This window comes from Streptomyces sp. NPDC045899, assembly GCF_056431485.1.
The window spans coordinates 42,129-61,006 of the sequence record NZ_JBWKKP010000033.1; the positions used below are offsets into that span (position 1 = coordinate 42,129).

17 protein-coding genes are annotated in these 18,878 nt (G+C 73.0%); 8 read left to right on the forward strand and 9 right to left on the reverse strand.

Annotated features, from left to right (window positions below; translation table 11 throughout):
• Positions 1-22: 22 nt before the first annotated feature.
• A complete protein-coding gene (locus tag AC07FT_RS32985; RefSeq protein WP_479179743.1) occupies positions 23-1,027 on the forward strand; it encodes a LacI family DNA-binding transcriptional regulator in 1,005 nt (334 codons plus the stop codon).
• A gap of 66 nt (positions 1,028-1,093) precedes the next feature.
• Here AC07FT_RS32985 and AC07FT_RS32990 read toward each other — a convergent pair whose 3' ends face one another.
• Entirely contained in the window at positions 1,094-1,834 is a 741-nt protein-coding gene (locus AC07FT_RS32990; RefSeq protein WP_479179744.1) for a PaaX family transcriptional regulator C-terminal domain-containing protein, read from the reverse strand.
• A 153-nt stretch (positions 1,835-1,987) separates the two neighbouring features.
• Here AC07FT_RS32990 and AC07FT_RS32995 point away from each other — a divergent pair, with 153 nt between their 5' ends.
• The 4 genes from AC07FT_RS32995 to AC07FT_RS33010 all read left to right on the forward strand — a co-directional run bounded on the left by AC07FT_RS32995 (position 1,988) and on the right by AC07FT_RS33010 (position 6,094).
• Positions 1,988-3,634 carry an acyl-CoA dehydrogenase family protein gene (locus tag AC07FT_RS32995; RefSeq protein WP_479179745.1) on the forward strand — a complete coding sequence of 549 codons (1,647 nt, stop codon included), beginning with the start codon at positions 1,988-1,990 and terminating at the stop codon, positions 3,632-3,634.
• Positions 3,631-4,416 (forward strand): crotonase/enoyl-CoA hydratase family protein, encoded by a 786-nt coding sequence (locus tag AC07FT_RS33000; protein WP_479179746.1) that lies wholly within the window; start codon positions 3,631-3,633, stop codon positions 4,414-4,416. Before AC07FT_RS32995 ends, AC07FT_RS33000 begins: the two co-directional genes overlap by 4 nt.
• A 367-nt stretch (positions 4,417-4,783) precedes the next feature.
• On the forward strand, positions 4,784-5,080 hold the full coding sequence (locus tag AC07FT_RS33005; RefSeq protein ID WP_479179748.1) for a hypothetical protein: 297 nt from the start codon (positions 4,784-4,786) through the stop codon (positions 5,078-5,080).
• Positions 5,081-5,323: 243 nt separating this feature from the next.
• The gene (locus tag AC07FT_RS33010) at positions 5,324-6,094 is read left to right on the forward strand and encodes a bestrophin-like domain (RefSeq protein WP_479179749.1); all 771 of its coding nucleotides are present in this window, start codon (positions 5,324-5,326) and stop codon (positions 6,092-6,094) included.
• Here the strand turns inward: AC07FT_RS33010 and AC07FT_RS33015 are convergent.
• Both AC07FT_RS33015 and AC07FT_RS33020 read right to left on the reverse strand, forming a co-directional pair.
• Positions 6,057-7,346 (reverse strand): cytochrome P450, encoded by a 1,290-nt coding sequence (locus AC07FT_RS33015; protein WP_479179750.1) that lies wholly within the window; start codon positions 7,344-7,346, stop codon positions 6,057-6,059. The genes AC07FT_RS33010 and AC07FT_RS33015 overlap by 38 nt on opposite strands.
• A 68-nt stretch (positions 7,347-7,414) precedes the next feature.
• Positions 7,415-8,266 (reverse strand): metallophosphoesterase family protein, encoded by an 852-nt coding sequence (locus AC07FT_RS33020; RefSeq protein WP_471199500.1) that lies wholly within the window; start codon positions 8,264-8,266, stop codon positions 7,415-7,417.
• A 156-nt stretch (positions 8,267-8,422) separates the two neighbouring features.
• Here AC07FT_RS33020 and AC07FT_RS33025 point away from each other — a divergent pair, with 156 nt between their 5' ends.
• Together AC07FT_RS33025 and AC07FT_RS33030 are read left to right on the forward strand one after the other, a co-directional pair.
• Entirely contained in the window at positions 8,423-8,881 is a 459-nt protein-coding gene (locus tag AC07FT_RS33025; protein WP_479179775.1) for a universal stress protein, read from the forward strand.
• Positions 8,882-8,974: 93 nt separating this feature from the next.
• A complete protein-coding gene (locus AC07FT_RS33030; RefSeq protein ID WP_471199506.1) occupies positions 8,975-9,211 on the forward strand; it encodes a dodecin in 237 nt (78 codons plus the stop codon).
• Positions 9,212-9,269: 58 nt separating this feature from the next.
• Here the strand turns inward: AC07FT_RS33030 and AC07FT_RS33035 are convergent, their stop codons facing one another.
• The 5 genes from AC07FT_RS33035 to AC07FT_RS33055 form a co-directional block, all read right to left on the reverse strand.
• On the reverse strand, positions 9,270-10,340 hold the full coding sequence (locus tag AC07FT_RS33035) for a phosphatidylinositol-specific phospholipase C domain-containing protein (RefSeq protein WP_479179751.1): 1,071 nt from the start codon (positions 10,338-10,340) through the stop codon (positions 9,270-9,272).
• A 186-nt stretch (positions 10,341-10,526) separates the two neighbouring features.
• Positions 10,527-12,362, reverse strand: coding sequence for a transketolase (locus tag AC07FT_RS33040; protein WP_479179752.1), 1,836 nt, complete (start codon positions 12,360-12,362; stop codon positions 10,527-10,529).
• 26 nt (positions 12,363-12,388) lie between these two features.
• Complete coding sequence (locus AC07FT_RS33045) at positions 12,389-13,708, reverse strand: NAD(P)/FAD-dependent oxidoreductase (protein ID WP_479179753.1); 1,320 nt, start codon at positions 13,706-13,708, stop codon at positions 12,389-12,391.
• A 129-nt stretch (positions 13,709-13,837) separates the two neighbouring features.
• Positions 13,838-15,055, reverse strand: a complete 1,218-nt coding sequence (locus AC07FT_RS33050; RefSeq protein WP_471199517.1) for an FAD-dependent monooxygenase — start codon at positions 15,053-15,055, stop codon at positions 13,838-13,840.
• 67 nt (positions 15,056-15,122) lie between these two features.
• Complete coding sequence (locus tag AC07FT_RS33055; protein WP_479179755.1) at positions 15,123-15,989, reverse strand: Fpg/Nei family DNA glycosylase; 867 nt, start codon at positions 15,987-15,989, stop codon at positions 15,123-15,125.
• A 153-nt stretch (positions 15,990-16,142) separates the two neighbouring features.
• Here AC07FT_RS33055 and AC07FT_RS33060 point away from each other — a divergent pair, with 153 nt between their 5' ends.
• Positions 16,143-17,483: a catalase family protein gene (locus AC07FT_RS33060; RefSeq protein ID WP_479179757.1), complete on the forward strand. Its 1,341-nt coding sequence runs from the start codon at positions 16,143-16,145 to the stop codon at positions 17,481-17,483.
• Here AC07FT_RS33060 and ccrA read toward each other — a convergent pair.
• On the reverse strand, positions 17,461-18,801 hold the full coding sequence (ccrA, locus tag AC07FT_RS33065) for a crotonyl-CoA carboxylase/reductase (RefSeq protein WP_479179758.1): 1,341 nt from the start codon (positions 18,799-18,801) through the stop codon (positions 17,461-17,463). The two genes, AC07FT_RS33060 and ccrA, sit on opposite strands and share 23 nt — an antisense overlap.
• Positions 18,802-18,878 lie beyond the last annotated feature (77 nt).

The following is an 18,878-nucleotide window of genomic DNA, read 5'->3' on the forward strand; positions in this document are numbered from 1 at the left end:
TGAACAGCGAGGGATGCCACAGATGCACCGGCCCCGGCCCACCCTGGAGAACGTGGCGCGGCACGCGGGTGTCTCGCGCGCGACCGTGTCCCGGGTCGTCAACGGCTCCACGACGGTCGCCGAGGACAGCCGGGAGGCGGTGCTGCGGGCCATCCGGGAGCTCGGCTACATCCCCAACCAGGCGGCGCGCAGCCTGGTCACCCAGCGCACGGACTCCTTCGCGCTGGTGCTGCCGGAGGAGCCGGGCCGGGTCTTCTCCGACGACCAGTTCTTCCCCGGAGTGGTGCGCGGGGTGAGCCAGGAGCTGGAGGCGGCCGACAAGCAGCTGGTGCTGATGATGGCCCGCTCCCCCGCCAGCCGGGACCGCATCGAACGGTTCGCGCTGGCGCGCCACGTCGACGGGGTCATGGTGGCGTCCATGCACGGGGCCGATCCGCTGCCCGCCGCCCTGGCCCGGATGGGGATCCCGGTGGTCTGCAACGAACGGGCGCTGGGCGCCGTGATGCTGCCGTACGTCGGGGTGGACAACGTGGCGGGCGCGGCGGGCGCCGTGCGCCATCTGGCCGCCTCCGGCCGTACCCGGATCGCCACCGTGGCGGGGCCGCAGGACATGGTGGCCGGGGTCGACCGCCTGGCGGGCTACCGCTCGGCGCTGCGGGAGGCGGGGCTGGATCCGTCGGTGGCGGTCGGCGACTTCACCCAGGAGTCGGGCGTGGTGGCGATCGGTGAGCTGCTGGAGCGGCAGCCGGGACTGGACGCGGTGTTCGTGGCGTCGGACCTGATGGCCATCGGGGTGCTGCGGGCCCTGCGGCAGGCGGGGCGGCGGGTACCGGACGACGTGGCCGTGGTGGGGTTCGACGACATCGAGCCCGCCCGCTACACCGACCCGCCGCTGACCACTGTCCGGCAGCCCATCGCCGAGATCGGCCGCCGACTGGCGGGGCAGCTGCTGCGGCTGGCGTCCGGGGAGAGCATCGAGCCCGTCCTCGTGCTGCCCACCGAGCTGGTGGTCCGCGACTCGGGGTGACCGTGGGGCCCCGAGTCGGCACGCTCCGCAGCGGCTGTCCGGACGGGCCCCGCGCGGGCGGCGCGGTCAGCCGCCGATGTGCTGGGTGAGCAGAGCGCGGAACTCCCGCTCGAACGCGTCGTAGCGGCGCCGCAGCCCCGCGCCCGGCCAGTCCTCGGGCAGCAGCCGGGCGGGCAGCACGGGGTCGGCCAGCAGATGGCGCAGCACGGCGGCCCCGACGGTGAAGCGGGCGGCGGGGTCCTCCGCGCGGTCCAGCGCCTCCGCCAGCAGCCGGGCCTGGCGGGCCCAGCCGTCCAGGTCCCACAGCCGCGCGGCGAGCGCGACCGGGTCGCCCTCCGGCGCGCCGGTGAACCAGCCGCACTGCTCAGCGGCGACGGCCGGGCGCGGGCGGACCAGATTGGCGGGGCGCAGCCAGGTGCCCTCGCGGAGCTCCGCCAGCCGCAGGGCGGCCATCGTCTGGCGCAGCGCGGCGCGCTCGGCCGCCGCGCGCCGGTCGGTGGTGACGACGGCGATCTCCCAGCCGCCGTCCCAGCGCCGGGTGCGGGGGGCGCGGCTGTCGTCCTGGCGCGCCTGGCGGGCCAGCAGCCGGTCGGTGAGCGCGTAGTCGCCGTCGCGCTGTTCCAGGTCACCGGCGGCGACCATCCGGGTGAGCGCGACCCGGACGGTGCCCTCGGCGGTGCCGAAGAGCGCGCCGACGCTGACCAGGACGCGTACGGGCAGCCGGGGCGGATGATGGCCGAGCAGGGTGCTGAGCACGATCGAGCGCGCGGTCAGCGGCCGCAGGGCGAGGGTTCCGGTGTCGTCCATAGCTGAGGGGCACTCTATAGCTGCCCGGCACACTATCCATTACAGTTCCTCTTCACGCATGATGGAAGTGTAAGACCGCCCGGGAGGGCACCGGTGGGACCGGTGCGCACCGGGAGGCCGGTGAGTCCGCCGCGACCGAGGAGTTGTTCCGCGATGAGTCCGACGCACGAAGTCCTCAACCAGCCCCCGCCGCTCGTCGGCTTCACCACGGCGGACGACCCCGCCCTGCTGGAGGCGCTGCGCCGGGACGGCGGCGCCTGGGGCGAGGCGGAGGTCCGGGAGGTGGGCGCGCGGGCCGGCTCCGCCGAGGTCCAGGACCGGGCGCGGATGGCCGAGGAGCACCCGCCGGTGCTGCACACCCACGACCGGTACGGACACCGTGTCGACGAGGTCGAGTACCACCCCGCCTACCACCAGCTGATGGCCGAGGCCGTGGCGGGCGGCCAGCACGCGGCGGCGTGGCGCGACAGCCGCTCCGGCGCCCACCTGGTGCGCGCGGCCAAGTTCTACGCCTTCGCGCAGGCCGAGGCCGGGCACGGCTGCCCGATCTCCATGACCTACGCCGCGGTTCCCGCCCTGCGGGCGGAGCCGGAGCTGGCCGCGGCGTACGAACCGCTGCTGGCCGCCCGGGAGTACGACTTCGGGCTGCGCGCGCCGCTCGGCAAGCGCGGTCTGATCGCGGGTATGTCGATGACGGAGAAGCAGGGCGGTTCGGACGTCCGCGCCAACACCACCCGGGCCGTCCCGGCCGGTGACGGCACCTATGTGCTCACCGGCCACAAGTGGTTCACCTCCGCTCCGATGAGCGATGTCTTCCTGACGCTGGCCCAGGCCGAGGAGGGGGTGACCTGCTTCCTGGTGCCGCGGGTCCTGCCGGACGGCACCCGTAACGCCCTGCGGCTGCAGCGGCTGAAGAACAAGCTGGGCAACCGCTCCAACGCCTCGTCGGAGATCGAGTACGAACAGGCCGTGGCCTGGCGGGTCGGCGAACCGGGCCGCGGGGTGCGCAGCATCGTCGAGATGGTGAACATGACCCGGCTGGACTGCGTCATCGGTTCGGCGGCGGGCATGCGCACCGGGCTCCGGCAGGCGCTGCACCACGCCGAGCACCGCCGGGCCTTCGGCGCCGAACTCATCGACCAGCCGCTGATGCGCCACGTCCTGGCGGACCTGGCGGTGGAGTCGGAGGCCGCCACCACTCTGGCCATGCGGCTCGCGGCGGCGCTGGACCGGGCGGAGGCCGGGGACGCGTCGGAGGCGGCGCTGCGCAGGCTCGGGCTGGCGGTCAGCAAGTACTGGGTGTGCAAACGCGGTTCGACCCACGCGGCCGAGGCCCTGGAGTGTCTGGGCGGCAACGGCTACGTGGAGGACTCGGGGATGCCGCGGCTGTACCGGGAGGCCCCGCTGCTGTCCATCTGGGAGGGTTCGGGCAACGTCGCGGCGCTCGACGTGCTGCGCGCGCTGGGCCGTGAGGAGGGCGCGCTCGACGCCTTCCTCGCCGAGGTCGGGACCGCGGCGGGGGCCGACGCCCGGCTGGACGCGGCCGTGGCACGGCTGCGGGCGCTGCTGCCGCAGCTCGGCGATCCGCAGCGGGCCCAGCTGCTGGCACGCCGGCTGGCCGAGCAGATGACCCTGGTGCTCCAGGGCAGTCTGCTGGTGCGCTACAGCCATCCGGCGGTCGCCGACGCGTTCTGCGCCTCACGGCTGGACGGGGACTGGGGGCACGCGTTCGGCACCCTGCCGCCGGGGACCGACACCGGGCCGATCCTGGAGCGGGCCCGACCCAAGGACCTGCGGTGACCTCCGACGGGGGCGGGGCGGCGGTCCGCACCGACCGGGCGGGCCCGGTGACCACCGTGGTGCTCGCCCGCCCCGGCGTCCGCAACGCGGTGGACGGGGCGACCGCGACCGCCCTCGCCGACGCCTTCCGCGCCTTCGACGCCGACCCCGGGGCACGGGTGGCCGTGCTGTGGGGCGAGGGCGGCACCTTCTGCTCCGGTGCCGACCTCAAGGCGGTCGGCACCGAGCGCGGCAACCGCGTCGCCGAGGACGGCGACGGGCCGATGGGCCCCACCCGGCTGCGGCTGTCCAAACCCGTGATCGCGGCGGTCAGCGGCCACGCGGTCGCGGGCGGCCTCGAACTGGCGCTGTGGTGCGATCTGCGGGTGGCCGAGGAGGACGCGGTCTTCGGGGTGTTCTGCCGCCGCTGGGGCGTACCGCTGATCGACGGCGGCACGGTCCGGCTGCCCCGGCTGATCGGCGCGAGCCGGGCGATGGACCTGGTGCTGACGGGGCGTCCGGTACCGGCCCGGGAGGCGTACGACATCGGGCTCGCCAACCGGCTGGTGCCCCCGGGCCAGGCCCGCGCCGCGGCGGAGCGGCTGGCCGCCGATCTCGCCCGCTTCCCGCAGACCTGTCTGCGCGGCGACCGTGCCGCGCTGCTCGAACAGGAGGGACTGCCGGAGGAGGAGGCGATGGCCTGGGAGCTCCGTCACGGCCGGGCCACCCTGGCCGAGGGGCTGGACGGCGCGGCCCGTTTCGCGGCGGGCGCGGGACGGCACGGCGGCTTCGACGACCTGTGAGCCGCGGGCTCTGCGGACCGGTGCGTCGGGGGCGGATCCGCCCCTGACGTCAACCCCGGCACGGTGAACTCCCCTGCACCGTAACCCGTTCGGGCGAAAACACGGGGCCGCACGGCTGACACCGGTGTGATGGGCCAAAGATCTTCCTCGTGAACCGATGGCATCGCGCATGGCGTTCAGGGGTCCTCGTCACGGCCCTTGTCTGCGCCTCGGCGGGGGCGACGGCCGCGGCCGGTGGAACGGGTGGTGGGGACGCGTCCGTCACGCCCGCTCCCGGGCGGACGGTCGACGTCCGGGTCCGGGCGGGAGTGACGGACGAGGGGGCGTACGCGGCCGCGCGGATCGAGGTCCGTCCCGGCTTCTGTGTGTGCGCGGTCGCGTCGGCCGGGACGGACGGCGCGTTCGCGCGCTACGGACACTGCCCCACGCCCACCCCTACGCCCTCACCCACCCCGACGCCCACGCCAACCCCCACGCCGACGCCCACCCCGTCCCCCACGGCCTCGCCGACGCCCACCCCGACGGCCACGCCCGCCCCGACGCCGACGCCGAGTCCCTCGCTGACCTCGAAGGCTCCGGCGCCCGCGGCCGGACGCTCCGCGCCGCGCCGGACCCCCGCGCCCCGGCCCACGCCGCCGCGGCCCTCCCCGGCCGCGCCCGGTGAGCCCGTGGCGCCGTCCTCCGAGCCGACGCCCGCCCCCACGCGGGCCGAGCCGGTCCAGGCGCCGGCGTATCGCCCGCCCCGCCGCGACGAGCCCCCCGAGGGAACCTCGTTGGTCACCTTCACCCTGCTGCTCACGGCGCCCGCGGTGCTCGCGGCCGCCGCTCTCCGCCCGCGTTCACGCTCCGCCTCACGCGGCGGACGGCGCGGCTGATCCGCCCTGCCGACCCGCTCCGGAGGTTGCCCATGCCCGAATGGCTGATTCTGACGTTTGTGATGGCCGGGGTCTGCTCGGCCGTCGTGCTCGCCGCGATCCTCAACTCCCGCCGCCTCGGTGGGGACGACGATCCCACCGAGACCCCCGATGTCCTCGACTACATGATCATGATGATCGGGGTGGTCTACGCGATCGTGCTCGGTCTGGCCATCGCCGGGGTCTGGGAGGCCCGGGGCGCCGCCCAGGACGGGGTGCGCACGGAGGCCCAGGCCCTGCACGAGGTGAGCCAGCGGGCGAGTGTCTACCCGCCGTCCGTACGCGACCGGATCCGCGGGGACATCGACGCGTACGTGGACCATGTGGTGTCCGAGGAGTGGCAGGTGATGATCGACAAGGGTGAACTCACCGAACGGGGCACGGTACTGCTGGACGCGGTGCGCCACGAGGTCACCCACGCCCGGCCCCGGACGGCGCTCCAGTCGCAGGCGTACCAGCCCATGGTGGACGAGGTGGCGGCCGCCGACGCGGCCCGGACCGCCCGGCAGCAGAGCGCGGGGCCGACCATGCCCCAGGTGGTCTGGATCGGACTGACGCTGGGGGCGGCCCTGGTGGTCGGGCTGATCTTCACCCTGCAGATCCGCCGCTCCCCACGGGAGTTGATGCTGTCGGTGATGTTCACCAGCCTGATCGTCTTTCTGCTCTTCCTGGTCTGGGACTTCGACGATCCCTTCGGACGCTCGGTCGGTGACGCGACCGCCCCGTTCACCGATCTGTTCCCCAGCGCAACGGGAGGCGCTTGAGCCCGTTCTGGAAGTTGGAGGTCAGCCGCACCGGCTCGCCGGCCAGGCGCAGTCCGGGCAGCCGGTCGAGGGCGGCGCGCAGCATGGCCCGCATCTGGACGCGGGCCAGTTGCGCGCCCATGCAGAAGTGCGGTCCGTGGCCGAAGCTGACGTGGTCGTTGGGTGAGCGGGTGGGGTCGAAGCGGTCGGGGTCGGCGAAGACCGTCTCGTCGCGATTGGCGGAGGCGTGGAAGACCACGACCTTCTCACCGCACCGGATCAGCTGTCCGCCCAGCTCCACATCACGGGTGGCGGTACGGCGGAAGTCGACGACCGGCGGCCAGAAGCGCAGCATCTCCTCCACCGCGGAGCCGGTGAGTCCGGGCCGTGTCAGCAGCAGCCGATGGCTCCCGGGGTGTTCGAGCAGGGTGAGCAGCCCGCCGGGGATGCCGTTGCGCAGTGTCTCGTTGCCCGCCACCGCGAAGAGGAAGAACATGGTCTCGAACTCCTCGCGGCTGAGCCCTGCCTCCCGCATCCGCGCCATCACACTGCCGGGCCGGGGCCGTTCGGCCAGCGCGTGGGCGTAGCCGAACATATCGGCCAGGGCCTCACGGGAGCGCGGGTTCACCGGCCGTCCGTCCGGGCGGACCGCCGGGGCGGGACGGAGGGCGAGGGCGGCGCGTCCGAAGGAGCTCAGCTCCCCCGGGTCGGCGGTGCTGGACCCCGCGTGGTCGGTGTCCTGGTAGCCGATGACGCGGTTGGACCAGTCGTACAGCAACCGCCGGTCGCTCTCGGGGACCCCCATCACCTGGGCCAGGGTCCACACCGGCAGATCGGCCGCGAGTTCGACGAAGTCGGCCTCGCCACGGTCGGCCACGGAGTCGATGAGCGCCGCCGCGTGTTCCCCGATGGCCCGCTCCAGTTCGCGTACGGCGCGCGGGGTGAGGGCGGCGGCGACGATCCGGCGGAGCCGCACATGTCCTGGCGGATCCTGGTTGAGCATCATCGTCCGGACGAAGTCGAGGTCGGCCGGGGTGTCGGGGTCGCGGATCTGGGTGGCGCCCAGCCAGGAGGAGAAGACCTCGGGGGTGCGCAGCACATGTTTGACGTCGGCGTGCCGGAACACCGCCCAGAAGCCCGGGCCCGCGGGCCACCCGCCGACCGCGGGCTCCTCGATCCGGCAGACGGGGCGGGTGGCGCGCAGTGCGCGGAAGAGCGCGTAGGGGACGCCGGTGGCATAGGTCTCGGGGAGGAACGCCTCGACAGGGTTCACAGCCGAGACCGTACGGCGCCACCCGCCGGGCGCGTCAAGACACCCTCAGGACGCCCCGGAGGAGGCCGTCATGGCACCGGCACCGGGAGCACCCGGCGCAGCGGGTCCTCGGGCAGCCTGCCGTGCGCCTTCCACTCGCGCGGGTAGCCCACCGACACCTCCTGGAAGGTCACCCCGTCCTCCACCGTGGTGCGGGGGATGTGGAGGTGGCCGTAGACCACGGTCTCGGCGCGGAACCGTACGTGCCAGTCGGCGGTCAGCTCGGTGCCGCACCACAGAGCGAAGTCGGGGTAGCGCAGCACCCGGGTGGGCAGCCGGGTCAGCGGCCAGTGGTTGATGAGCACGGTCCGCACGGTGGGGTCGCACGCGGCCAGCTTCGCCTCGGTCGCGGCGACGCGGGCGCGGCACCAGGCGTCGCGGGTGGGGTACGGGTCGGGGTGGAGGAAGTGCTCGTCGGTGCAGACCACTCCGGTGTCATGGGCGTGGGCCAGGGCGGCTTCCTTGGTGGTGATGCCGTCGAGGCGGAAGGTGTAGTCGTAGAGCAGGAACAGCGGGGCGATGGTCAGCGGCCCCCCGACGCCCTCCCAGAGCGGGTAGGGGTCCTCGGGCGTCACGATGCCCTTGGCCCGGCACATCTCCACCAGCGCCTCGTAGCGCGCGACGCCACGGGCCTCCAGCGGGTCCTTGGGGTGGGTCCACAGTTCATGGTTGCCCGGCACCCAGATGACCTTGGCGAAGCGCTCGCTCAGCAGTCCCAGCGTCTCCTCGACCTCGGAGAAGATCTCGCCGACGTCCCCGGCGACGATCAGCCAGTCGTCCTCGGAGCCCGGCCGCAGCCGCTCCACGATCGCCCGGTTCTCCGAGTAGGCCACGTGCAGGTCACTGATGGCGAGTAGTTCGCCCCGGTGCGTGCCGCCCATTGTTTCTCCTGTCGTACGGTGGCGGTCATGGTGCGATGCGGTCGTACCGGGCCCGGCCCGGCTGATCACCGGTCCGTCCCTGGCGCTAACGCCGTGTCAGCCACGGTTCGCCCCGCTCGCCGTCCTGGCTGACACGGCACTAGCCTCGCAGATGTGATGGACAAACTCCCGGCGTCTTTTGAACGTGGCACCGACGGCCCGAAGGTCATCCTGGTCGGAGTGGACGGCTCCGATTCCTCCTGGCGCGCCGCGGCGTACGCCGCCGGACTGGCCAGACGGCAGAACGCGCTGCTGGCCGTGGTCTATGTGCAGCCGGTGCTGCCCGCGGGCGCGGTGCTCGGCGCGGCGGTTGCCGACACCACCGGTGAGGTGGCCGGGGAACTGGTCCGGGAGATCCGGGAGGCGACCGAGCGGCTGCGCGGGGTGTTCGAGGTCCGCTGGGAGTTCCACACCTTCCGCGGCGACCCCTACGGCGGTCTGGTGCAGGCCGCGGACGAGCTCATCGCGGACGCGGTGGTGGTGGGCGCCTCCGAGCAGGCCGGGCACCGGATCGTCGGCTCGGTGGCGGTCCGGCTGGTGAAGGCGGGGCGCTGGCCGGTGACCGTGGTCCCGTGAGGCCGGGCCCCGGCCGTCCGGCTCGCGGACGGACGCGCCGTGAGGCACGGTGGGAGGAGCAATCGGACCGCCCCACGGACCGGGGAGACTGCCATGTCCCACACCTACCGGGTGACCGAGATCGTCGGCTCGTCCACCGAGAGCGTCGACGACGCGATCCGCAGCGGGATCAGCCGCGCCTCGCAGACGCTCCGCAACCTCGACTGGTTCGAGGTGGGCCAGGTCCGAGGGCATATCGAGAACGGCAGGATCGCCCACTACCAGGTGGGACTGAAGGTCGGCTTCCGGCTGGAGGCGGCCGACGGCGGCGCGGGCGATCCGCCGGGCTGACCACGGCCGGACCCGCGGGGCGGATCCGGCCGGTGAGCGGTGTGCCCGGGGAGCGGGTTCAGCCACGGGGCAGGACGGAGGACAGCACCGACGGCAGTGGGTACCAGTCGGCGGTCACGAAACTGGCGTGCCCGGAGGCGAGTTGGGCCACCCGCTGTTTCGCCTGCTCCTCGGTGGGGTGGGTGCCGTCGATGGCCGGGGGCACGCCCTGAGCGTCGGTCATGATCAGTAGGTAGTGCCGGTCGTCGTACCAGGCGGTGTCGATCCCGCCGCCCACGTAGGTGGCGGCGTCCCCGTCGAAGAAGACGAACCAGGGGCGGATGGCCGCGTCGGAGTAGCGGGTGCGCGGATCACCGGCGGTCGCCTTGATGACCGCGGGGAAGGCGGCGGCCTGCCGCAGGTTCCCGGCGGCGGCGAGGTCGCGGAGGTGGGTGGCGTACTCACGGTCGGTCCACAGATGGTCGAAGGGATTGCTCTGCTCGACCGTGCCCGGGATCAGCTCGAAGACGAACTTGCCCGCGAGCGCGGAGCGGGAGGGCCAGCCGTCGGCCCGGACCGCCTCGTCGAGGGTGGCATGGCCGCCCGTCACATCGGCGGGGCGCAGCAGGGCGTCACCCAGGGTGCCGCTCAGCAGGGCGTCCAGATCCGCGGGACCGCGGCCGCCCTTGCCGTTGAAGCCGTCCTTCAGCTCGGTCTTGATGACGACCGGGCGGTGTCCGGGGTGGGCGTCGTGCCAGGCCTTGAGGTCGGCCAGACATCCGGCCAGGCTCTGGTTGCGGGACTTGGCGCGCAGTTCGGCCGCGGACCCGGCGCCCGCGCAGTTGTTGTCGTTGCCGAACGGATTGCTGTGCGAGACCCTCCAGCCGGAGCCGAACGCATTGGTCCACACGTCGAGTTCCAGCAGTGCGGCGCCGGAGTCGAGCGCGTCGGCGAAGTACGGGTACTTGTCCTTCTCGTACGCGTTGTGCACGCCCACCGATGTGGTGGCGGAGTAGGGCCGGTCGTCCGTGGCCCCGGCCGGACGCGCGTCCGCCGGTGCCGTCAGACACAGTGCGGCGGCCGCCGCGACGACCGCCACCGTGCCCGTGCGCCGGGCCTTGTCGCCCGCTGTTCTGCCCAAGTGCCCCATGGTCCCCGCCCCTTGTCGACGTCCGGTACACAACTGGGCAGTAGCGTACGGGAGTCGCATCGCGGGGTACGAGAGGCGGGACGCGCGCACAGCGGACGGGCCCGGGGCGCTGATGCCCCGGGCCCGTCCGCTGTGCGTGGATCATATGGAGTTGTGCGGCCGGCTCTCAGGGGCCGGAGGGCCTGGTCAGGCGGCCCCGGCAAGGTCGCGGGCGGCCGCCACGATGGCGTCCGCGTCGATCCCGGCCTCGCGCAGCTGCTCCTCGGGGGTCGCCGAGACCGGCATGTCGCGCACCGCGAGCCGGACCAGCCGGGGCACGGGACGGCCGTCGGTGAAGGCGTCGAGCACCGCGTCGCCCAGTCCGCCCTCGGGGTGGTGGTCCTCCACCGTGATCAGCCGGCCGGTCGCCTCGGCGGCGGTGCGCAGCGCCCCCGCGTCCACCGGTTTGACCGAGTACAGGTCGATGACCCGTGCCGGGACGGACTCCTCGGCGAGCCGGTCGGCGGCCGCGAGGGCCTCGGGCACCGTGACCCCGGCCGCCACGATGGTGACGCGGTCGTCCTCGGTGGCGCGCAGCACCTTGCTGCCGCCGATCGGGAACTCCTCGGTGGACGGGTAGATGACCGGGGTCCCGCCGCGGGTGGTGCGCAGATAGCGGATGCCCGACAGCCGGGCCATGGCGGCGGTCAGCTGGGCGGTCTGGTTGGCGTCGCAGGGGTAGAGCACCGTGCTGCCGTGCACCGCCCGCAGGGCCGCCAGGTCCTCCAGGCCCATCTGGGAGGGGCCGTCCTCACCGATGGCCACACCCGCGTGGGAGCCGACGAGGTTGAGGTCGGCACGGCTGATGGCGGCCATGCGGATGAAGTCGTAGGCGCGGGTGAAGAAGGCCGCGAAGGTGGAGACGTAGGGGGTCCAGCCACGGGTCTGCATGCCCACGGCCGCGGCCACCAGCTGCTGTTCGGCGATGTAGAACTCGAAGTAGCGCTCGGGGTGCTCCTTCTGGAAGTACTCCAGGCGGGTCGAGTCACCCACCTCGCCGTCGAGCGCCACCACATCGCCGCGGGCGGTGCCCACGGCGGCCACGGCCTCCCCGAACGCGTCCCGGGTGGGGACGGTGTCACCGGGGTTGAACCGCGGCAGGCTCAGCGGGCCCTCGGAGGTCGGGCGGGTGGGGGTGACCGAGGGCGGGCCGAGCACCGGCACCGCCATGTTCCTGATGCCGCCGAGTTCGGCGATGGCCTCCTCGGGGTCCTTCAGCGGTTTGCCGTGCATGCCCTCGCGGTTCTCCACCGCGGCCACGCCACGGCCCTTCTGGGTGCGGGCGATGATGGCGGTGGGGCGGCCGACCGTGGACATCGCCTCGCCGTACGCGCGGTCGATCGCGGCGATGTCATGGCCGTCGATCTCGATGGTGTGCCAGTCGAAGGCGCGGATGCGGCGGGCGTAGGCGTCGAGGTCCCATTCGTGGCGCGTCGGGCCGCGCTGGCCGAGCCGGTTGACGTCGATGACGGCGGTGAGGTTGTCCAGGCGGTCGACCCCGGCCTGCTCGAACGCCTCCCACGCCGATCCCTCGGCCATCTCGCTATCACCGATGAGCACCCAGACCCGGCTGGCCACGTGGTCCAGCCGTTTGGCGCTGAGCGCCATGCCGACGCCGAAGGGCAGTCCCTGCCCCAGGGAGCCGGTGGCCACGTCCACCCACGGCAGCCGGGGTGTGGGGTGGCCCTCCAGCCTGCTGCCGTTCTTGCGGAAGGTGAGCAGTTCCTCGTCGCTCACCGCGCCCGCGGCCTTGTAGACCGAGTACAGCAGCGGGGAGGCATGGCCCTTGGAGAAGACCAGGTGGTCATTGCCGGGGTGTTCGGGTTTCTCGAAGTCGTAGCGCAGATGGTTCCCCATGAGGACGGCCATCAGGTCCGCGGCCGACATCGAGGACGTCGGATGGCCGGACCCGGCCGCCGCGGCGGCGCGCACCGAGTCCACGCGGAGCTGCTGCCCGAGCTCGCCGAGCTGTTCGTGTCGCATGGTTCTCCTTCCTTCGGTGCCGGGCGTCAGCGGCCGGGCGCCCGGGCCGTCCGGACGACCTCGGGGGACTCGGTGTCCAGCGGGACCGCCCAGGAGGGCACCACTCCGAGTTGCACCGCCTGGCGTGGCAGCACCGCGTCGAGCAGCCAGTCGGCGGCCACGCGGACGCGATTGCCGGGCATGGCCATCAGGTGGTAGCCGCGGGTGACCGCGTTGGCGAGCGGTCCGGACAGCGGGATGTGCAGCGGGTCGGCGGCCGCCTGCACCCCGCCGAGATCGACCGTGAACCCCAGGTCATGGTGTTTGTAGGGCTTGGGCGTGCCCTTGCCGAGGGAGGCCAGGATGTTGTGGGCCGCGGTCCTCCCCTGCCGCTGGGCGTGCTGCGCGGTCATCGCGGTGACCTCGCCGGGCCGGGTCAGATCGGGCACCGCGGCGGCGTCACCGCAGGCCAGCACCTCCGGATGGCCGGGTACGGCGAGATACCGGTCCACCTTCAGCCGACCGTGTTCGGTGGGCAGCCCGAGGTTCTCCACCAGGGGGTCCGGGCGCACTCCGACGCACCAGATCAGGGAGCGGGTGTCGATGAACTCGCCGTCGTCCAGCAGTACCCCCTCGGAGGTGGCCTCCTTGACGCTGGTGCCGGTGCGGACCTCGACCCCGCGTCGGCGGAGCACCCGGTCGGCGGTGCGGGACAGCCGTTCGTCCAGACCGGGCAGGATCCGCGGGGCGACGTCGACGAGCAACCAGCGGGGTGGCGCCGCATCGCGCAACGCGGTGTTCTTCCGGGCCAGCGCGTCGGTGAACAGCACTCCGTGGGCGGCCACCTCGGTGCCGGTGTAACCGGCGCCGACCACCACGAAGGTGCGGCGGGCGGCGCGCTCCCGGGGATCCTCGGTGTTGCCCGCCATCTCGATCTGACGGGTCACATGGTCGCGCAGGTACAGGGCCTCGGGCATACCGCGGAAGCCGTGGGCGTGCTCGGCGACGCCCGGGATCGGCAGCAGTTTGTTGACGCTGCCGACGGAGAGGACGAGCCGGTCGTAGCTCATCTCGCCGCGGTTGCCCTCCGGGTCCTCCCAGCCGACCCGGCGGCCCGCGAGGTCGAGCGAGTGGACCTCGCCGAGCACCAGCCGGACGTGCGGCAGGGTGCCGGTGAGGGAGACCGAGACCCGTCGGGGTTCCAGCACTCCCGCGGCCACCTCGGGCAGCAGCGGGAGGTACAGAAAATAGTCATTGGGGTTGATCAGGACGATCTCCGCCGCGTCGCGCAAGGTGCGGGAGAGCGTACGGGCGGCTTGGTAACCGGCGAATCCGGCACCGACGATCACGATACGCACTGGGCTCACAGAGGACTCCCGGACGTACGGAACCAGAGGGCTCCGAGTGCCCGGGCGGGCCGGGGCCAAACCCGGGTGGCGGGTGGCCCCGGGCACGGGGACAATGTCCGGCCGTCCGCCCCGGGGCGGACGCGGGCGTCAGCGGCGGTCGTGGACCGCCGTCCGGCCGTCCACGGGCTCGTCCCAGTCGATGCGGTAGCCGGTCAGCCAGTCGGTGTCGGGCGCCTGGCCCGCGCGGTCCAGGCGCCGGGGCAGGGTGGCGTCCCGCAGGGCGCGTTTGACCGGGCCCGGGGCGGTCCGGCGGGCCATACCGGCGCTGCTCCGGGCCACCTTCTCGACCCGTTCGCGCCGCAAGCCCTCGTAGGCGGCGAAAGCGGTCCGGGGGCGGCGCAGATCGCGCAGACACCGGGCCAGCACCACTCCGTCCTCGATGGCCAGGGAGGCGCCCTGTGCGGCGTTGGGGGCACAGGCGTGCGCCGCGTCCCCCACGATGACCATCCCGTCCGAGGACCAGGTGGGGGTGGAGACCAGGTCGTAGGCGCCGGTGGCGATGATGTCCTCGCCGGTGGCGCCGATGATCCCGGCGGCGGCGGTCTGGTCCTCGGCGAACAGCCCGGTGAGCCGTTCGCGCCACTGCGCGGGGGTGACGGCGGCCAGCTCCGCCTGGGACAGCTCGGGGGCCGGGGCGTTGGTGAACCACCAGATCTCGCCGTCCGGGGCGGTGGTACAGCCGAAGAACGCCTGCTTTCCGAAGATCATGGTGTAGGTGTCGGGATCCGGCGCCACGGGGACGTCGCGGGCGTAGCCGCAGACGGTCTGCTGTCCGGTGTAGCGCGGCCGGGGCGAGGCGGCGTCGATGGTCCTGCGGATCAGCGAGTGGATGCCGTCGGCGCCGATGAGCACGTCGGCCACGGCGCGTCCGCCGTCGGCGAAGGAGCCGACGACCGTGCCGTCGGGGCTGGTGTGGGCGGCGAGCAGCCGTTTGCCGTACTCGATGCGCACCCCGCGGCGTACCGCCTCCTCGCGCAGCGCGCGGACCAGGGTGGCGCGTTTGATGGTGCGGGACCCGATGCCGCCGTTCTGCGAACCGGACATCGGTTTGCGGCCGAGCCGTTTGCCGGTGTTGCTGATGAAGTCGACGTGGCCGGCCGCGAAGGACTGGTCCAGTACGGGTTGGTGGGCGTCGATCGTACGCAGCGCCTCCAGGCCGTTGGCCGCGACGACGAGGAACGCACCCGTGTCCATGGCGTTCTCGGGGTACGCCTCGTGGACGACCGCGTCGATCCCGGCCTTGTGCAGGGCCATCGCGGTCACCGTGCCGGCGATTCCGCCACCGATGATCAGGGCTGTGGTCATGGCCACCATATGGCGGGGTTGATCCGCCCGGGTCAAGAGGGTGTCGCCAACTGACCGTTGCTATGCACTATTTGAGCAGTCGTGACATACGACGGTCGGCAAGCGGTTTGCCGCCGGTCTGGCAGGTGGGGCAGTACTGGAGGGAGGAGTCCTTGAAGGACACCTCCCGGACCGTGTCGCCGCACACCGGGCACGGCCGGCCGGCGCGTCCGTGCACCCGCATCCCGCTGCGCTTCTCCGCCTTGAGGTCACCGGCGGCGAGCCCGCGGGAGCGCTCGACGGCCGAGCGCAGCGTGGTGTCCATCGCCTCGTACAGGGCGGAGATCTCCTCCTCGCCCAGGTCGGAGGCCAGCCGGTAGGGCGACATCCTGGCGGCGTGCAGAATCTCGTCCGAGTAGGCGTTGCCGATCCCGGCGATGACGCTCTGGTCGCGCAGCACGCCCTTGATCCGGTGGCGCACCCCGCGCAGCAGTCCGGCGAACGCCTCGGGGGTGAGCGAGCCGTCCAGCGGATCCGGGCCGAGCCGGGCGACCCCCGGCACGTCCCCGGGCGAGCGCACGCAGTAGACCGCGAGCCCCTTGCGGGACCCGGCCTCGGTGAGGTCGAAGCCGGAGCGCTCCGGACCGGCCAGCACCAGCCGCAGCGCCAGCGGCCCCTTGCCCGGTCGCGGCGGCGCCTCGGGCAGGCCGTCCTTCCAGCGCAGCCACCCCGCACGGGCGAGATGGACGACCAGATGGAGTCCCTCGGTGTCCAGGTCCAGGAACTTCCCGTGGCGCCGCGCGGCCGTCACGGTCCGGCCCTCGAGCGCGGTCAGCGGTGGGTCGTAGGTCTTGAGCACGCTCACCGCCACGGGGAGGACACGGCCGATCTCCCGGCCGACGGCACGCTCGGCCAGGATCCCGGCGAGGGCCTCCACCTCGGGCAGTTCCGGCATGCCCCCAGTGTGCCGCAGCGGCCCGGCGGACGCCGCTGAGGACCGCCACCCCCACCACCGTTCCGGGCTGCGCCGCCGGACTCCCTCCCCTACTGTCTCTGTTCTGTTCCTTTTATCGCTTTTCTCGCGTTCGTCCCGCACGGAGAGGTTCCCATGGTCGACACCGGACAGCAGGAGCGGTCCGCACGGAGTCACGGGTACGACGCGACGGCACACCCGGCGGTGGAGCGCTACGAGGCGTACCAGGGCGGCAGCCCCGAGGCCGAACGGGTGGTCTTCGACAAGCTGGCCCGGGAGCTGGTGCGGGTGCAGCACACCCACCGGGACAGCGCGGGCGCGGGACATCTGCTGCGCACCTTCCACGCCAAGGCGGCCCTGGGCGTGGAGAACGCGCGGCTGCGCTTCCACGACGATCTGCCGCCCGAACTGTGCGTGGGGTACGCCCGGCCCGGCGCCGAGTACCCGGCCGTGGTGCGGATGTCCAACGCCGGGGGCACCGAGCGGCACGACGCCTCGCCGGATCTGCGCGGGATCGTCGTCCGGGTCCAGGCCGGACCCGGGGAGACCCACGATCTGCTGGCCACCAGCTTCCCCGTCTCGCACGCCGCCGACGCCCGCGAGTTCGTGGCGTTCGCCAAGGCCATGGCGGGCGCGACCAGCACCGTCGAGCAGGCGTTCGGACTCTTCGTGCGGCTGCCGCTCTCCGTGGGCTGGGGCACCGCCGACCGGATGCGCCGCAACGTGTGGACCGCCACCCGGCACAGCGTCGGCTCACTGGCCCGGGAGACCTTCTGGAGCCGGGGCGCCATCCTGTGGGGCGGCGCGGGGCCGGTCCGCTACCAGCTGCGCCCGGCCCCCGGCGGCACACCCGCTCCTCCGCCCGACCGCGGCGACCCCGACTACCTCCACCATGAGCTGGCGCTCCGGCTGGCCACCGGGGACGTCGCCTTCGAACTGTGCGTACAGCGCTACCGGGACGAGGGCCGCACCCCGGTCGAGGACGGTTCGGTGGAGTGGCCGGAGAGCGATGCCCCCGTCGTACCGGTCGCCCTGCTGACCCTGCCGCGCCAGGACCTGGACTCCGCCGAGGCCCGCTCCGCGGCCCGCCGCGTCGAGCAGCTGGCGTTCAACCCGTGGCACACCACCGAGGAGTTCCGGCCGCTGGGCAACCTCAACCGGGCCCGCAAGGCCGCGTACGAGGCGGCCGCGGCGCACCGGCTCGGGCTGCGCTTCAGCACCCCGGAACCGCGCCACAACACCCTGCTGGGCATGCCACTGCGCGCGGCCTTCGGGCTGGTCGACCGCTATGTGCCCTGGCACCGGCTGCCGGTCCCGCCGGGGCTGCTCAACCTGGTGGCGCTCCGGCGGACCCTGCGCCGGTTCCACCTCATCGACCCCGAGGTCCCGGAGCGTCCCGCCGCGTCCTGGACCGGTGCCCGCGGGGCCGGTGGGACGCCGCGCGAGCGGCCCCCTAACCCTTCCGGAAGCGGTTGATCGACGGCAGATGGCGTTCGCGCAGTGCGTGGTCGCGTACGCCCAGCCCCTCCTCGGGCGCCAGGCACAGCACACCGACCTTGCCCGAGTGGCGGTTGCGGTGGACGTCCTGGGTCGCCAGACCGACCGCGTCCAGCGGATGGACCGTGGACAGCGTCGGATGGATCATCCCCTTCTCGATCAGGCGGTTGGCCGCCCATGCCTCGCGGTAGTTGGCGAAGTGGGTGCCGACGATGCGCTTGAGGCCCATCCACAGATAGCGGTTGTCGTACTCGTGGCGGTAGCCGGAGGTGGCGGCGCAGGTCACCACGGTGCCGCCGCGGCGCGCCACATACACACTGGCCCCGAAGGTGTCCCGGCCGGGGTGCTCGACCACGATGTCCGGGTCGTCACCGCCGGTCAGTTCGCGGATCCGGGCGCCGAACCGCTTCCACTCCCGGGGGTCCGGGGTGGCCGGGTCCTTCCAGAAGCGATAGCCCTCCTCGGCTCGGTCGATCACCAGTTCCGCCCCCATGGAACGGGCCAGTGCGGCCTTGTGCTCGCCCGAGACCACGCACACCGGTATCGCCCCGCCGTTGACGGCGAGCTGGGTGGCGTAGGAGCCGACACCACCGGCCGCGCCCCAGATGAGCGCCACATCGCCCTGTTTCATCTGGGCGCCGTTGCGGGAGACCAGCTGCCGGTAGGCGGTGGAGTTGACCAGCCCGGAGGAGGCGGCCTCCTCCCAGGTGAGGTGCTCCGGCTTCGGCATCAGCTGATTGGCCTTGACCAGGGAGAGTTCGGCCAGACCGCCGAAGTTGGTCTCGAACCCCCAGATGCGCTGTTCGGGGTCGAGCATGGTGTCGTCGTGACCGTCCGGCGACTGGAGTTCGATGGACAGGCAGTGGGCCACCACCCGGTCACCCGGCTTCCAGCGGCGCACACCGGGGCCGGTGCGCAGCACGATGCCGGACAGATCGGAGCCGAGGACGTGGTACGGCTGGTGGTGGCGGGCGGCCTGGGGGTCGTCGGACCGTGCGTAGCGCTCCAGGAAGCCGAAGGTGGGTATCGGTTCGAAGATGGAGCTCCAGACGGTGTTGTAGTTGATCGCGCTGGCCATCACCGCGATCACCGCCTCGCCCGGCCCGGGTTCGGGGGTCGGCACCTGATGGATGTGCAGGGACTTCTGGGGGTCCTTGTCCGAGGTGGCCATTCCCTGGAACATCTCGGATTCCTCCTGGAGGACCACCGCGCCCCGATAGGAGTCCGGAATCTCCACGGCGGAGAAATCCCCGCCCTCCGCGTCCTCGGCCAGCGCGGCGCTGATGATCTCCTGCATGACATGTCCTCCGATGTACCGCTCCGGGGTGCCCGATGCTTTGGGAGGCTAGAGCAGCGCACGTGTCCGAATAACCC